At 38.9% G+C, this 15,324-nt stretch carries 21 protein-coding genes; 2 read left to right on the top strand and 19 right to left on the bottom strand.

The features are described 5' to 3' along the window. Positions 1–31: 31 nt before the first annotated feature. A complete protein-coding gene (locus tag NSQ43_RS06730) occupies positions 32–343 on the bottom strand; it encodes a hypothetical protein (protein ID WP_339254138.1) in 312 nt (103 codons plus the stop codon). A gap of 2 nt (positions 344–345) precedes the next feature. Continuing rightward, positions 346–543, bottom strand: coding sequence for a helix-turn-helix transcriptional regulator (locus tag NSQ43_RS06725; protein ID WP_339254823.1), 198 nt, complete (start codon positions 541–543; stop codon positions 346–348). Between the two features lie 165 nt (positions 544–708). Between NSQ43_RS06725 and NSQ43_RS06720 the strand changes: the two genes are divergently transcribed. Both NSQ43_RS06720 and mgsA read left to right on the top strand, forming a co-directional pair. Continuing rightward, the gene (locus NSQ43_RS06720) at positions 709–894 is read left to right on the top strand and encodes a YhzD family protein (protein ID WP_339254136.1); all 186 of its coding nucleotides are present in this window, start codon (positions 709–711) and stop codon (positions 892–894) included. 76 nt (positions 895–970) lie between these two features. Further along, a complete protein-coding gene (gene mgsA, locus NSQ43_RS06715) occupies positions 971–1,402 on the top strand; it encodes a methylglyoxal synthase (protein WP_339254134.1) in 432 nt (143 codons plus the stop codon). A gap of 17 nt (positions 1,403–1,419) precedes the next feature. Here mgsA and NSQ43_RS06710 read toward each other — a convergent pair whose 3' ends face one another. The 17 genes from NSQ43_RS06710 to NSQ43_RS06630 all read right to left on the bottom strand — a co-directional run bounded on the left by NSQ43_RS06710 (position 1,420) and on the right by NSQ43_RS06630 (position 15,260). Continuing rightward, complete coding sequence (locus NSQ43_RS06710; RefSeq protein ID WP_339254132.1) at positions 1,420–2,235, bottom strand: STAS domain-containing protein; 816 nt, start codon at positions 2,233–2,235, stop codon at positions 1,420–1,422. 108 nt (positions 2,236–2,343) lie between these two features. Beyond that, on the bottom strand, positions 2,344–3,123 hold the full coding sequence (locus NSQ43_RS06705; RefSeq protein WP_339254130.1) for an enoyl-CoA hydratase: 780 nt from the start codon (positions 3,121–3,123) through the stop codon (positions 2,344–2,346). Between the two features lie 123 nt (positions 3,124–3,246). After that, a complete protein-coding gene (locus tag NSQ43_RS06700) occupies positions 3,247–4,758 on the bottom strand; it encodes a coproporphyrinogen III oxidase (RefSeq protein WP_339254128.1) in 1,512 nt (503 codons plus the stop codon). Between the two features lie 66 nt (positions 4,759–4,824). Beyond that, the gene (locus NSQ43_RS06695; RefSeq protein ID WP_339254126.1) at positions 4,825–5,175 is read right to left on the bottom strand and encodes a YlbF family regulator; all 351 of its coding nucleotides are present in this window, start codon (positions 5,173–5,175) and stop codon (positions 4,825–4,827) included. 15 nt (positions 5,176–5,190) lie between these two features. Beyond that, a complete protein-coding gene (locus NSQ43_RS06690) occupies positions 5,191–6,345 on the bottom strand; it encodes a DUF445 family protein (protein WP_339254124.1) in 1,155 nt (384 codons plus the stop codon). Between the two features lie 375 nt (positions 6,346–6,720). Continuing rightward, positions 6,721–7,320, bottom strand: coding sequence for a DUF2441 domain-containing protein (locus tag NSQ43_RS06685; RefSeq protein WP_339254122.1), 600 nt, complete (start codon positions 7,318–7,320; stop codon positions 6,721–6,723). An 86-nt stretch (positions 7,321–7,406) separates the two neighbouring features. Further along, complete coding sequence (locus NSQ43_RS06680; protein ID WP_339254120.1) at positions 7,407–8,243, bottom strand: sugar nucleotide-binding protein; 837 nt, start codon at positions 8,241–8,243, stop codon at positions 7,407–7,409. Between the two features lie 154 nt (positions 8,244–8,397). Beyond that, on the bottom strand, positions 8,398–9,594 hold the full coding sequence (locus NSQ43_RS06675) for a DUF2812 domain-containing protein (protein WP_339254118.1): 1,197 nt from the start codon (positions 9,592–9,594) through the stop codon (positions 8,398–8,400). After that, on the bottom strand, positions 9,560–9,910 hold the full coding sequence (locus NSQ43_RS06670) for a PadR family transcriptional regulator (protein ID WP_339254116.1): 351 nt from the start codon (positions 9,908–9,910) through the stop codon (positions 9,560–9,562). Before NSQ43_RS06670 ends, NSQ43_RS06675 begins: the two co-directional genes overlap by 35 nt. 163 nt (positions 9,911–10,073) lie before the next feature. Continuing rightward, the gene (locus NSQ43_RS06665) at positions 10,074–11,663 is read right to left on the bottom strand and encodes a hypothetical protein (RefSeq protein ID WP_339254114.1); all 1,590 of its coding nucleotides are present in this window, start codon (positions 11,661–11,663) and stop codon (positions 10,074–10,076) included. Next, positions 11,650–12,219: a sigma-70 family RNA polymerase sigma factor gene (locus NSQ43_RS06660; protein ID WP_339254112.1), complete on the bottom strand. Its 570-nt coding sequence runs from the start codon at positions 12,217–12,219 to the stop codon at positions 11,650–11,652. The genes NSQ43_RS06665 and NSQ43_RS06660 overlap by 14 nt, the downstream gene beginning before the upstream one ends. Before the next feature lie 152 nt (positions 12,220–12,371). Next, the gene (locus NSQ43_RS06655; protein ID WP_339254110.1) at positions 12,372–12,623 is read right to left on the bottom strand and encodes a hypothetical protein; all 252 of its coding nucleotides are present in this window, start codon (positions 12,621–12,623) and stop codon (positions 12,372–12,374) included. 85 nt (positions 12,624–12,708) lie between these two features. Then, positions 12,709–13,158: an SMI1/KNR4 family protein gene (locus NSQ43_RS06650; RefSeq protein WP_339254108.1), complete on the bottom strand. Its 450-nt coding sequence runs from the start codon at positions 13,156–13,158 to the stop codon at positions 12,709–12,711. Positions 13,159–13,185: 27 nt separating this feature from the next. Next, positions 13,186–13,677: a hypothetical protein gene (locus NSQ43_RS06645; RefSeq protein WP_339254107.1), complete on the bottom strand. Its 492-nt coding sequence runs from the start codon at positions 13,675–13,677 to the stop codon at positions 13,186–13,188. 47 nt (positions 13,678–13,724) lie between these two features. Continuing rightward, positions 13,725–13,928 (bottom strand): hypothetical protein, encoded by a 204-nt coding sequence (locus tag NSQ43_RS06640; RefSeq protein ID WP_339254105.1) that lies wholly within the window; start codon positions 13,926–13,928, stop codon positions 13,725–13,727. A 32-nt stretch (positions 13,929–13,960) separates the two neighbouring features. Then, positions 13,961–14,572, bottom strand: coding sequence for a hypothetical protein (locus tag NSQ43_RS06635; protein ID WP_339254103.1), 612 nt, complete (start codon positions 14,570–14,572; stop codon positions 13,961–13,963). Between the two features lie 160 nt (positions 14,573–14,732). Continuing rightward, positions 14,733–15,260: a GNAT family N-acetyltransferase gene (locus NSQ43_RS06630; protein WP_339254101.1), complete on the bottom strand. Its 528-nt coding sequence runs from the start codon at positions 15,258–15,260 to the stop codon at positions 14,733–14,735. Positions 15,261–15,324: the final 64 nt, after the last annotated feature.

The raw sequence follows: 15,324 nt of genomic DNA, 5'->3' as shown, positions 1-15,324 counted from the left end.
TACTTGATGAATGGTTTCATCAAAACTTCAATTAATGGTCTTTATTAACAATTGCCGCTCCGATTACCCAGGAGAGCATATGAATGACCCATAGTGCTGATATGATGAAGAACGCCAACTTTGCACCTTCGACAATCATGACGATGATCCACGCGATTAAAATGGCCCCGGTCATCACTTTCCAGGAAATCGACCTTGCGTGACGATGGAGATTTACATATCGTTCATCAAACCACCGTTCCTTCTTCCCTTTTTTCCATTGAAAATACCAGACGATTGCCCATATGACTAAGCCTAACGGCAGCCCAACTAAAAAAGACCAAATATCGAATCCTTCGTGCATCTTCACTCCTCCTCCGGTTGGAATATGTCCTCAATTTTACAGTTGAATAGTTTTGCAATTTTAAACGCTAATATCAGTGACGGATTGTATCTACCTTTTTCGAGCGAGATGATTGTTTGCCTTGAGACTTCCAACTTTTCCGCAAGATCATCCTGCGTCAATCCCATCTCGGTTCGCATATCTTTGATTAAGTTTTTCAGTTAAATAAACCTCCTTACATTGTAAAGGTCGCTTTACGTAAAGGTTACTTTACTATATGCAGAATGTCAAGCAAGCTTGACAATTTTTTCGTTAATTAAATGAACGACTATTCATTACTTATGGTTTCATAGTATAATGGGGAAAATGTTAAGGGGATGAATGGCTTGAGAACTTATAAATTGACTGCTTATGAAAAAAATGGGGAATTGATTACGGAGGAGACGTTTACTGCAGAGAATGATGATTTGGCAAAAGAAAAAGGCCATGCAATGCTTGAAGAGAAAAATCTTCTTGAGCAAACTCATCGCCTCGCTTCTCCTGCTGGAAAGTTATTGCTGTTTCATAGCTAAGGAATTTCGAGTAGGAAATTTGGCTGTGTTTCCGACCTTGTGATACCCTTTAGATGTACAACATGATAGGGAGGCGTTGCCTGTGAAAATTGCACTCATTGCACATGACAAGAAAAAAGATGAAATGGTGAATTTCACGATTGCTTACGAGCATATCTTTTCTCAATATGAACTTTATGCAACTGGAACAACAGGTACACGGATCATGCAGGAAACCGGACTTCACGTTCATCGTATGATGTCTGGTCCATTGGGCGGAGATCAGCAAATTGGTTCGATGATTGCGACAGGCAAGATGGATTTGATCATTTTCTTCCGTGATCCGTTGACAGCGCAGCCTCATGAGCCGGATGTCAGTGCACTTTTACGACTTTGTGATGTTTACGGAATCCCGCTTGCAACGAATATTGCAACTGCGGAATTATTGATTAAATCTGTTGAGAAAGGTTATTTCTCATGGCGCAATACTGCGGATAAATACAAAACAAAAGGACAGAATATCTCGTGAGAGATTCTGTCCTTTTTTCAATCCTTGAAATAAATGCTGAGTGCCTTCTGTAGTGTTCCAACCATTTGAGTGTTTTCATCAAAGCGTACACCTAAACGGACCATGCTTCTAACTACATCCGGCCTAAGTCCTGTAATCGCAGTCCTGCATCCCATCAAAGCTGCCCCGTCAATGATCTTCGTTAACTGATCAATCACTTCAGCTTCCATATCAGCAATTCCTGAAAGATCCATTAGCAACGTCTGGATGTGCAAACGTCCCACTTCCATCAGTACCTTCTCTTCCATCACTTTCGATCTATAGTAATCAATTGAACCGATGATTGGAAGGATGCTGATGGATTCAGTTATCGGAATAATTGGCACGGATAGGTTTTCAACCAATTCCCTCTGAGTTCTTAATAGCTCATCTTTATATAACGAATAATTAATGAAAAATGCATTTAGGAATTGGTCAATTTGATTGTTAATCTGCTTTTCTACAAAGAAAAAGTCCACTTCAATATTCCGTTGTACGATATATTTCTGGATGAATATCCAGATTGTCCTTCGTATTGCTTGAACCCACTCCAACTTGAAAGAAAGTGTCAATGAATAGGTAGCCCAGGCAATCCCCTCTTGCTTAGCAAACGCTTGCATCTCTTCTTCCTTCATTTCAACAACATATAAAACAAGGCGGTGTGCATTATTTATAAGGTCTATGTTGCCAATTTTCAATATTTCTTCGATATTCTCCCTGACGTTAACAGCTTGTCCTAATAATTCATTTTCAAAATTATGTCTATTCTCACTAATATAATCAAGCATCGCTTGGTTTTTGAAAATATGGTCCATCTAAGTTCCCCCCAGATTTTATTCGCGCCTTCTTGAATACCCGCTAAAAATGGAAGTTAAACTTAGACTATACATTTTCGTCGTTGACGAGCAACAGTTTGCAAGATTCTATTTGCCTTGAAATACAGGTTTGCGTTTTTCTACAAATGCCGTTATGCCTTCCATATGATCTTCTGTCTTGCGCATTGCAACCTGCTGTTCACTTTCCATGCGTAAGACATTTTCTAATTCGCCGATCTTCTGTTCATGTAAGATTTTCTTAGAAGCGAGCATCGCTGCAATTGGCGCCGATAGGAATTTCGCCGCAAGCGCTTCTGCAGATTGACCAATAGTGCCATCTGGAACGAGCTGATCGACAAGACCTTGTTCCTTCGCAGCTTGTCCGGTCAGCACTTCTCCTGCCCAAATTAGTTGCTTCGCCCTCGGAACTCCGATTCTTTCTTTCAAGAAGAAATGGCCGGCGCCGTCTGGCACAAGTCCAATACCTATGAAATTCATCGCCAGTTTGCTATTTTCCTCCGCAAGAATGACATCACAGCCAAGCGCCATGCTTAAGCCAAGTCCAGCTGATGCACCATGGATGGCGGCAATTGAAATTTGCGGCAACTCATAAAGCCCTTTCGCAAGTCGCGAAACGTCGACCATAATTTTCCCGATATCCATCGGCGAATCGGGATCGACCATTTTCTTAATATCTCCTCCTGCAGAAAATACATTTCCTGCCCCTTGAATGATCAGCACTTGAGCTTCCGTATCCGATTTTAATGCTTCAAAAGCATCCGCCAATTCCTTCATCATCACGTCATCCATTGCATTCATAGCAGTAGGTCGATTCAACTTCAATCGCGCAAGCCTGCCTTCTTTCGTCAGTTCAATTGTAGAATACATATCGTTACACTCCTTCAAAATGAATAGTCATTCATTACTTACTATTCGATGAAAGTCGTGTAACTCCTTCTTTTTAAAAGAAAAGCCTTGGCAGTCGAAATGCCAAGGCTTAATCTACATAAATTATTCCGCTATAACAGCTTTTGGGAAAATTCTCTCCAAATGCTCGATCTTCTTATCGATATACTCCTCGAATGTCAAAATATATGCAGCTGGATCTTTCGGGTTTTGGAACTGAGTGATTTTACCGGTTGCCGGTTCCATGAACTTACTTGAAGCCCCGCAGCCAATGCCGATAATCGTCTGTACTTCTTCCATGATGATAATATTGTACAAGCTCTCTTCACCCGGTTTTGCGTAGCCGACATTCTCCAAGTTTCCAAGGATATTTTTTTGGCGGTACAAATAATAAGGCACATAGCCATTTTGCTTCGTCCACTCTTCGCCCAATTGCATCATCTGCTCCACCGTTTTCCGGTCCGCCACTTTATATTTATTTTTATTCCGTGTCATTTCGGATGCCCTTTTGAATGAAAGCGTATGGACAGTCAACGATTCAGGCTGCATTTTCTCGGTTTCATCCAATGAATGCTGGAATTCCTCAAGCCCTTCGTTCGGAAGGCCGATTATTAAATCCATATTGATGTTTTTCAAGCCCATATTTCGGGACAGCCAAAACTTGTCAATTGTTTCCTGGACGGAATGATGCCGCCCGATCGCTTTCAACGTTTCATCCGTGTATGACTGCGGGTTCACGCTGATACGGTCGATTCCCCATTTTTTCAGCACTTCAATTTTCTCAGGCGTAATCGTATCCGGACGGCCCGCTTCAACCGTCACTTCCCGGACTTCTTTCATATAGGGGAATGAATCATACATCGTCTGATAGAGGGCGTCCATCTCATCCGCCTCAATTGAAGTCGGTGTTCCTCCGCCAAAATAGATAGTCGTTATTTTAATATCACGTTTCGTTAACCATTTCCCTATCTCACGGATTTCTTCATGCAACCCGTCAAGGAACGATTCAACACGGCCGTTTTTTCGATGAATCGCATACGCCGGGAACGTGCAATACGCGCATTTCGTCGGACAAAACGGTATACCGATATAGATACTCACTTCATTTCGCAGGTCGTGCAAGTCGGGAATAGCTCCAAGTTGGACGCGTTCAATCGTTTCCAAAAGCTCACTTTTCTCTTCTGAAATACGATGCTTGTCCATTAAAAGTTGCTTGACCGTTTCACGATCATGGCCCATTTGACGGTATTTATGATATAGCTTCGTCGGCCGGATTCCAGTGAGGATTCCCCATGACTGTTTCATGCCGGTAAATTGCTCCAAGACTTCAAGGAAGACATGTGAATATATCCTTTTCAGCTGACGGCTTTCAGTTTCAGATCCATCATTCGTCTTTTGCTCAGTGAATGTTGCGCTGTATACATTGTCGTCTTGTTTAAGGGTTGCGTTACCATGCAAGAATCCGTCCGCATCCTCTATTACGGAAATATCGATATGAAGACCCTCTTCAGCAGGATCATCGATTACTTTTGATTGCTCAAAGAATAGGTTGGCAAGATGCGTGAACATCCGTATCCAATCTTGTTCGAAAGGTTTATCTACTATAATCTTTTGCATATTTAACTCCATCTTCTATTTTTATTAAATAAAATATAACATAAAAAAACCGGCTTAGCCGGTTTTTCATTGCATTTTCTCATACATATCTTGAACAGGTTTCATCAATACGCGGTTCACTTCTTCGATTAATCCGCTCAATCCCATTTCAGCTTGCAGCATTTGCATGATTTTTTCATTTTGCTGTGCAAGTTGAGCTGTTTTTTGTGCGTATTCTAATTCTTCGCCCGCAATTTCCTCACCTTGCATTTGCTTTTCCTGAAGCGTCATTTGGATTTTACGGAAGCTCTTGAACAGTTCCAATGCCTGCTCATCATTCTTTACAGCTTCAATCGCTTGTTGCACTTGAGCAAATTCATTGGTCTTACGAAGTGTCGCTTCCAATTTGTTTAAGTCATCATAAATATTAACAGTCATCATTAATTCCCCCAATTATAAATTTGTTAAAAGAACGATCAAACCTTGAACAATCCCAATTATACCGCCTAATAGAGCACCAAGCACGGTAATCATTTTAAACTCTCTTCTTGAAATGCCAAGGACAAGGTCTTCAAGGACCGCAACAGGGAACGTATCGACTTGCTCTTTGACGATTTCATCAAGTTTCAACTTTTTCAACGACAACTCAAGCTGCTTTTCCGCTTGTTTAAAACCGAAGTCGATAAGTTTTGGCGTCAAGTTTTCAGACGTCCAAATAGAACCTTGTGGCCAATAGTCTTGAATTGTTTTATCCAATCTATGTTCAAGCGCAAGTTCCTTTTTAGCATATGCTTTAACCGAAGCGAACAGTCCCTCCCAGTTGAAATCGGATAGCAATTCAGCCGTCGGGCGTTTTTGGAGCTTAGTGAATTCTTTGTCAATCAATGAGTGGAGAAGGGTGTAAGTGCCTGGAGCATTGATGAATTTCAGCGCTTCCTTTTGCACTTTCTCAACGAGTGAATTTGAGTCACCGAAGAACATACCTAAGACGCCACCAAATGTACCTTTCGACTCCAAGAAGTCATTGATCATTTTTTGGAACATCACTTTTCCTTCGGGGGAGTCAATATATTGCTCCGCGCGATTAAGGATATAGGATGTAACGGTTGGGATTTTTTCCTTCACTTGTTCCTGCCAAGCCTTTGGAACGACTTCTTCAATTGTACCCGTCATCAACTTGGTGCGTACATTCGTGAGCTGCGTTTCAATGATTGCCTCGATTTTTTTCTCGACGGTTTGAGGCAGGTTAGAAACCCCCGCCAATTGCAACCAATCGTTCAATGTCTTGTCCGAATGAAGAACTTGTTCCTCAATCTTGTTTTGAAGGAATGCCTCCGCCTTTTTTTCATTTTCAGGTGTGAGTAGTTTGTTCCGGAACATATCCGGTGTTACTAAATAGTTTGTGACGGTTTTTCCTAATTGTACGGCGAGTTCATCCCGGCGTTTTGGGATGAGGCCGGGTGTGAAAGGCAGCCGCCATTTTCCGATATATTTTGCTTCATGGGGCCTAAATAGCATTTTAATCGCAAGGTGATTTGTAAATCCTCCGATTATTGCTCCGATAACGGCCATGAATAGCAGTGTCCATATAAAATTCAATCGCTTCACCTTATTTCCAATTCGTTCGGTTCCAATTATAACAGAATGTGATCATTTGGAAAAAGTATTCGATGTGGTTCCTAAACAATACTGTTGATTTGCGCTTCAGGCGGACGCTTTCCGCGGGCTTGGCTTCAGCCAATCGAACCACGAAGAGTTCGATTTGCCGTATTTCTGCGTGGTTTTGCAGAAATTAAGGCATCCGGTTTGACATTCCTGTTCGCAACGCTTCGCTTTTGCTCACAAACACCGTTCTTCGTGACGGTGTTCGCAGGAGTCGCCGCCTTTCGCTTCAATCAACGGATCTACTTATTATAGGGACACTTTACAATTAAAATAAAAGCCGATTACAGATAATAGCAATCGGCCAGAAAGATCTATATTTCATTCATAAAACTCATCAATAATTTCCACTACCTCGATTTTCCCGTTTATCAACAGCTCTGGAAGGTTGTTGTTGTTGTTACCATTGCCATTCCAATATTCCCTTGCTTGCTCGATTTTTTTTGAGAAAGGAACGCCGTCTTCTTTGGGCAAGAGATCACCATCCCCCTCGAAATAGCTTCCATTTACTTTAAGTTTAACAATCTGCAAAACCTTTCGATTGAATGAATCGAAAACTTGCTTCCACTTAAGGACATCCTCATAACTTTTCGCTGCGTATAGGCAGGATAACCGAGAAGGATATTCGGGGAATTCCTCAAGCCGAACCATTTCAACTATAACTTCCCGAATGGCCCTACTTGTTTGTCCGATAGACCTAATAGCCACATCGGCATCTTCTTTGGTTAGGGTCAGACCCTCACTCGTGTAATTGCTGTGAAGTATGTGAATATAATCTTTGCCCTTGGAATTCACTATCTCCTTTTCAAAGAAGAAGCGGTATAATGTGTTTTTTTGATTGTCATCGAAATGGATGATTTGACCAAGGTTCATTTTATTCCTTGTTACAAGATGGTAAGCAAAAAACTGTTTTTCCCCCATAGTTTTTCTCCTGACTTTTCATTCCAAATGCAAAAGTTCGCATTGAAATTTGATAGAGTGTAACTGAACCGGTATCGAGAAAATAATCATACGTCTCTAAACTTTGTTTTTAACAAAGAACTGCATTTGGCAGTGTTTAAGGATGTATCTAATGAAACTCCCCTTTTCAAAGCTTCTTTTATCGGAATCCTATCTAATTCAATAAACGTATTATTTAGTTTTAATTTTTCAGCCATCTTTAGGGAAAAGGTATAATAGCTTTCTTTGTTTTTTGGACCAACATGCAAAAATCCTGTGTAGTCAATGGACAACAGTTCAATTATCGCATGGGCAAGGTCTTCTACATGAACAAATGTTTTAAAGAGATTATCGGCTCTTTTATAAGGCTTATTAGCTGTCAAAGCAGATTGTAGAGCCAATACTCTTGAATCCCAATTCCCATTAAGAGCCAGGCCATACAATGGGCCAGTTCGAAGAACAATATAATTTTGATGTTCTTTCTGAATCATTTTTTCACCGTCTAATTTAGCATTCGTATATCCTGATAACGGGTTATGCGTTTCAAGATAAGATGGTGCAGCATGTTCATCAAAACAACCTTCCCCGCTTGAAAATATTCCATCCGTAGAAACGTATATCAACTTTGTTTTTGTATCCATCATATTTAACAGTTGTTTTAAACCCGTATGTATTAATGTCTCTTCGTTATCAGTACTCATCACAGCCCAAATGACAAAATCCGGGTTATATTTCCTGTAAAATTCGCCAAACATTTTCTCATCATTAATATCAATAGTATATAATTCTTCTATTTCTGATGATTTACTTGTCCCCACTACCTCCTTGAATCGATTATCTTTTAATAGATTATGATAAACATGACCACCAAGAAAACCACTTGCACCTAAGACAAGGACCTTCATAATTTCACACCAACTTTTCTACTTATTCTACTATTTCGACGATTTTAGTTACAGGAGGTTGCATGGCTTACTTATCTTTAATGGGAATCTTCATTCTCAACTCATTAATACTTTCTCCGCCTTAACAAGACGATATAATGAAAGTTATATCGTATTAATTCAATCGGAACAATTCTTTCTCAATCTCATCCACAATCGTATTCGTATCTGCATCTCCATAATAAAGGACAAAGATGACTCCTTTTCCTTTGGAAGCAAATATTTTCTTCATATCCGCTTCTTCATAGACAATTAGCCGGTCAAGATTATGATGGTTCATCTCCACGTAATCTTCTTTATCTTCTTCATACTGATACCACTTCATCAAGTCAGTTATGAGACTGTCAGCCATCGCGGGAATCGTTAACTGATAGACTTTTGTATGTACACTTGGTGAATATCGTCCACTACCATCGCTCCACATTTTTCCTGGTACAAGTCCGCCTTCATTAGTCTCGTATTGCACTGGAGCAAATGGCCCCCATTTAAAAGTATATCGATTGCCCCAGTCTACTCCATCATCCATATATACAGGCCCATCACGAATTAGATCTGGATTTTGCTCAATGTCCGCCAATCTGACAATGGGCAAGTCAATATTCTCTTCAGGCAATGTTTCGGTCTTATTTTTCGCGAGTTGAACGATAGGGATCACTGCACTTAATCCGATAACAATCGCAAAAACCACGGCAAAAGCAGAACGTCGGCGATCGCGCTTTGTCCAAGATGCGTGGCGGTTAATTGGCTTTCCTTCCAAGAGATTCTTACGTAATCCGCGAATGGAGATAGACGCCCGAAGCGATGTGTAAGCCGTATAACCGATGAAAGCTGCAAGAATGGTTTGTTGAATTGCCCAACCTTCTATTAGAACATAAACCGGTGTTCCCTCCAAAAACCAAATCGCACTCAGCATTCCAATCATAAGGATTGTTGCCACACCCGTGAAAAAGGCATTGCCCGCTATTTTGTTGTCCAGTTTTTCTATCGTATAGGATTGTTCTGCGGAATCTGTATGTAGTTCTGGTGCGTTTAACTCCACTGGTGAAGAAAAAACGTAAAAGAATTTATCCCGTGTTACATACTCCCATTCACTTTCCGCATACATATCCAACTGATCCTCTGAAATTTTCCGATCGATTGAAATGTCGATTCTATATTTCATTTGTTTCGGTTCGCCTTTTTCGAATGTAGCGAACACTTTCCCTAACTTTTTTAAATGAAGACCTTCTGCAGCCATCTCTTCAAACCAGTTTTCATGCTCCCCGATCCGCCAATAATCACTCGGTCGAACTTTGTAAATCGACTTCCCCATTTTCAATCTCACCTTCTTCAATTATAATACCGTCAGCGATTTGAGCCTTCAGACGATTGTACTCCACCCGTAAGGCAATTTTTCCTTCTTTCGTAATCTCATATGTTTTTCTTCTACCATCCTCTTCTGCCAAAGAAATAAGACCGTCTTTTTGCATGCGCGAAAGGACCCCATATAGTGTTCCTGGTCCCATTTTTATTCTCCCGTCAGAAACTTCACTAATTGAATGCATTAATTGATAACCGTGGTTTGGATTCAATAATGCAAGAAGTACATAGTACATCGCTTCTGTCATCGGCCCACCTGTATATGTCAAAACTTGCCCTCCTTTTCAAAGATATTATGTATCACGATATATCGTATGACATAATAGTATCTGGTTTAATTTATTTTGTAAATAGAAAAATCTGACACGTCGGCGATAAAAAAAGGTGAAAACTTACAGATACATAAATCTGCTCGTCTTCACCTGTTATCGACTATTTGAATTCCCACAGCAATTCCCGAATTGGCGGCTCTCCATCACTTTTATTCCATTCTATAATATTTTCAAAAGTAGGGTCATCTATATCTGCGATGTTTACCTGTAAATCATTATCCTTCCACTCAATACGTGTAATGGGATATCCAAAGGATTCCAGTACTTCAAGTTGCGGAGGCGGCGAGACTTTTATGAACTCCTTTAAGTTCAACAGTACGACCTGATTTCTCATCACTGCACCCCCCTCGTTCCTCCCAAATAGAAGCACCAAATGATCCCCATTTTGCTTTACCTCTTGAAAGTTGCTCGATTCTGATACCAAAATTGACTGAACTTCATCTTTACTACTATGCTCTACCAAAAGTTGATCGCAAAGCTTCACACCACAATTATAGCTCACTAAAAAGTAATCCTTGTCTTGATGTGTAAGTATAAAGGTACTTTGCATTCTGCCCATTTCTAATTCCGGATCGTCACTTTGATTTAAATATGCGAATAAAACAGGAAGCTTCTCAATTTTCAGGTGGATATCTTCCCCGCCGGATTGCTCTAATACAAGGGTTAAATCCTTTACATCGGTTGTTTCAGCGTCATCCGTAACGGTTGAATCTTTATAAGCCAACCCTTTAAAATAAACGTTTTCTATTTTAAGACCACTGCCTGTTTTATTGAAAACAAAAATATTATGAGTATCTCCATTCATATAGTACTCAGAGTTATCATGAACCTTCATATTTAAGATAACATCATATACATAATCACCCTTGGATATAAATTCAGGGTCATTTGTCAATGACATACTCACAAGCTTGACGTTCTCAATTTCATGAATTCCTTGTTTTTCTGACTTTGCTTTACTGTCTTTAAAAAAGGATAACAATTCTTCTTTACCTTCATTATCAAAATTAAAGAGTCCAATAAATTCATCCCATTCTTTTGAATTCAAATACTTGATATACTGCTGGATTATCGTTTCCGCTTCAAAGATTGTTTTAGAGACAAATTCTTTCGACTTGAACTTCAACTTTATGACATCTTCTTGATCATTGAATCTTATCGTGATTTTATATTTATCCGCTTTAAATGTTTCTAAATTAACGGTACCAACTAAAAATGAAACAACGTTATCCTGGATTTTTGTTACCATTCCTCCTACATTTCCTGTAATTACTCCATCTCTACTTTCAAACTTAATGTCAATACTATTTAAATCTTCCTTTGTTAGTTCTGAATCCCGCAATTCAATTTCAACCCAATTCACCTTTTTTTCTTCATACATTTCCGGATTGTAAACATACTTAACATTCCAATGTGCTCCTTCGCCATAGAAGATAAGCTCATCCCCCTCTATGGAGGTATTTCCTACGGACATCTCATTCGGTCTATTAATGAAGGAAATGGTAATGAAGATGAATAAGCTTGCAGCTGCCGCTAAAACAGTCCAATACACAGGGTTGAATCTCAAGGCACTTTTCTTTTTTGGCACAATTCGCTCTCGTATTCGTTCGCCCTCTTCATGTGTAAAATGGATATTATTCTTTAGGAAATCATCCACTTCTTTTTTTAATTCCTTATCAAAGCGTTCCACTATAATTGCTCCCTTCCAAATTTTTCAGAAGTGCATTTTTGCCCCGTAACAAACGAGACTTAACCGTATTGTGATTAATGCCAAGTGTTTCACTTATTTCCTGCATCGTCATCTCATTGAAGTAGTACAAAATCAAAACTTCCTTGAACTTATGAGAAAGCAACGAAATTTGTTGTAATATTTCTTGTGAATTCTCGCTATGTATAAATTGTTCCTCTGCTGAACCTTCTGTCTTTATAGGTTGCTTCAATGGCATGTAAATAAGGTTTTTTATTCTCCAAAGACGTAGATGGTCTTTACACTTATTGATAGTGATTCGGGTTAACCAAGTTTCATAATTCGATTCGTTTCTAAACTTGGACAGGTTCCGATAGCAACTGACAAAGACTTCTTGAATGATATCTTCACATTCTGAATGGTCATTCGTATAAAGATAAGCAATTCTCTTAAGTTTGGTGGCGTATTCTCGCATTAAATAATTCAAAAGTATTTCATCAGAATCAGCAAGTTGACTTGTTTCGTCTGCATTTGAAAGATCTTGCTTATTTATTTCCAATTCGAACTCCAGCTCCTTTCATAGATTAGACGGATGCCGCCATAAGTTTGACCCCTGATTTTTTTATTTTTTAGCTCTCACATAGAGAAAAGCAAAAAAGAGAAGCGTCGTGGCTCTTTTTTGCTTTTCTTTATTCTGGTGTTTTAAGTGAATCATTTATTCTTACTCATCCCTACCATGGAAAGAATTAAACCTAAAATAACAATACTATACTCATATCCATTAAAGTCTATATTGTCATCGAGCACTAATATTCCACCAATCAATGAAACTTGTATTCCGAACAAAATATACTTCTTTCCTGAATCAGTGTTCTTTAACATTACAACAATCAGATAAGCTGAATAGATCAACAATGGTATTACTACTAAAACAAAAATAAAAATATTAACAATTGGACTCATTTCATTCCCCCATAGATTTACTTGGTTCGCTTTACTAAAAAACCTGAATTACACGCTTTTTATTACCATCGATTATTTAACTTCCTCATTCTGCAGCCGTCAACTTGCTGACGAACTCGGTAAAAGTGTCAGCAATCACATGAAAATTGTTCCCATTACCATCATCTGGTTCTACGTAGACTACACTTGGGAATTCCCGATTTTTATAGTTAAACCCGACCCAGGCGTGACCACTGCCCGAGAATAAGACAAGTTCTTCGGGTAGATCCCACTCCTTTATAAAATAATTGCTCATCATTAGTCCTTCTTCATTAGCCCCCATGATTTCTTCTATCACAATAAACTGATCTCCACTTTCGATAGAAAAGTCCACAGGAAAAGCTTGGTATGTGTCTTTGACTATTCCTCCATTTGCAATCTTCAACAGTTGTAGGAAATCAGAAGGCAATTTTCTGCCAAGAGTTTGTTCGACATTTTTGATTTCTTCGTCTGTTGCTGGTTTATTCATTGTTTCGCTTAGTAAAATATGTTGCATAGAAGAATTTCCCCCTTAGATAATTCATTAAAGTCCATTAACAAAAGTTATTTCTTTGGTGACAGGGAATCCTAAATACTTGTACGTAATAGTGATGGATTCAATTGGTTCCTCATAGTCCTTTATTCGAATTCCATAGTGGATAGGGGTATTTTCTTTTTTGTTGATCATACTTGGTATTTCCTCGCTTGGTATCCTTGGATTAACGTACTCACTATTTAGTTCTCCAAACACGATGAGTTTGTTATCCGTCCCACATTGAACAATTTGGGAAGTGTCATAGCTTACCCCTAATTCCACAATACTGTTACCATGTTTATTTATTAATACTTCCTTCACTAATAGCCTACTAATTCCCTTGTTGTAAAAATGGATTACAATATCTTTTTCTCCGCTCACATCTTCATGAGTCGAATGACTTCCATCTATAACCATGGGATTACTAATGTAAATAAAACCAATGGATGCAACGATTAAACCAAATAAAGTAATTGCTGTTGCCCAAGCGAATCTTTTCAAATACTTCCCCCCATTAAAAGTATAAACCCATGAAAGTTGCCCGATTTTCAACCAATAAAATGGTTATCACCGCTAAAAGGATCGTTATCACCGCTTAGAATTACACCAGTTAAGTAGATGGCAAAACCAATCGGTATGGCTACCATAGACCACTTTCCGAAAGTTATATTGACGGGAGGAAAAATCATATACGCAATAAAGATCCCAACGACAATCAGGATTACGGAGTACTTACTATACTTCCTTTCCATTTCACACATCCCCAAATTGAGCTTAGTGGAATTTATAGACAGAACCCGCTTTTTTCACCAATCCCCCTTGAACAATGGTCTCGTTCTTCAGCAGATTCTATATACCAAAATCCATTCTCTTTTTTCATCTTTAATTTGATATCACTTCCAGCAGTAGAATCATCAAAAAGTCCAAAACTCATGATATAACCTACCGCATTATTCTCATCCAAAAATTCGATTCGTGAATTGACCTCCCAAACACCTTGACCTAAGAAATTGCTAACTTCTACATCAGTCATGAATGCTAAAAGGAGCTTTCCTGGATTTTCCCAAGTTTGATTCTGTGATGATAGCGATTTATCAAATTCACCCTCAAATTTTCTCCAATTTGTAATTTCTTGCTTATACCCCAATTCTTCAGCAAGGGAATAGTCCATCATATACTTCCAAAGTTGAACATCTGCGTCACTCCAAAGTTTCGGGGCCTCATCTTTTAATATTTTGATATACTCCTGTTCTTCAGCTTCTTTCGGTTGCTGATGAACTACTGTACCGGAAACTTCCACGACGTTTGTTTCTATTTTCGCTCTTTCATCCTTTATTGTTTCCACTGAACAAGCAGCCAAGAAAAGAATGCTCGCCATTATACTTAATTTCTTCAAATCTACCGTCTCCTTATTAGCTTTATATGTTAGACGGAGTGCAACAACCTTTTGTTTCAATGAAAGGAATATTCAGCAAACCGTTCATTTCATAACCAAACCGGCCATTATATGAAAAACGGGCGCCGTCACTATGCCGTTTGCGCCCAATTGTTAAATACTATTCTTTTATAAGGGAATAAACGTTTGTATTATATGCTTTTCCATCCTGGTACATATAATTTCTTAGAACTCCTTCTTTTTGAAAGCCTACTTTTTCAAGTAATTTATTAGAGGCTTCATTTTCAATAAATACGACTGCACCTATGCGAGTCAAACCCATAACATCGAAGCCATAGGAAAGAACTTCAGAAACAGCTTCTGAGGTATATCCCTTTTTCCAGTGATCCGGGTGAATTTCATAACCAATTTCAGCTCGTTTATGTTTTGACAACCAATTGTTAAAGCCAATTGTTCCAATTATCCCTTTGGTTTCTTTTCGCTCAATTCCCCATCGTATGCCTCTTTTTTCAATATAGCTTTTCGAGAAGAAATCCACGATTTTTTTAGCTTCTTCAATACTTTTTAATGTTTCTTGTCCATAAAAACGTGTTACATCGTCGTTTGAAAAACAAGCAAAAACACCTTCTGCATCCTCATTTGTTAATTCTCGTAATAGTAGCCTATCTGTCTCTAATGTAGGAAACATTAAATCTCCCCCTGATTCTGCCAACTGTTATTACAACCGTCCTCTTGTTCACCGCAAACTTAAT

The organism is Sporosarcina sp. FSL W8-0480 (assembly GCF_037963765.1).
Lineage (GTDB): Bacteria > Bacillota > Bacilli > Bacillales_A > Planococcaceae > Sporosarcina.
This window is presented reverse-complemented; position numbering and strand designations above follow the sequence as displayed.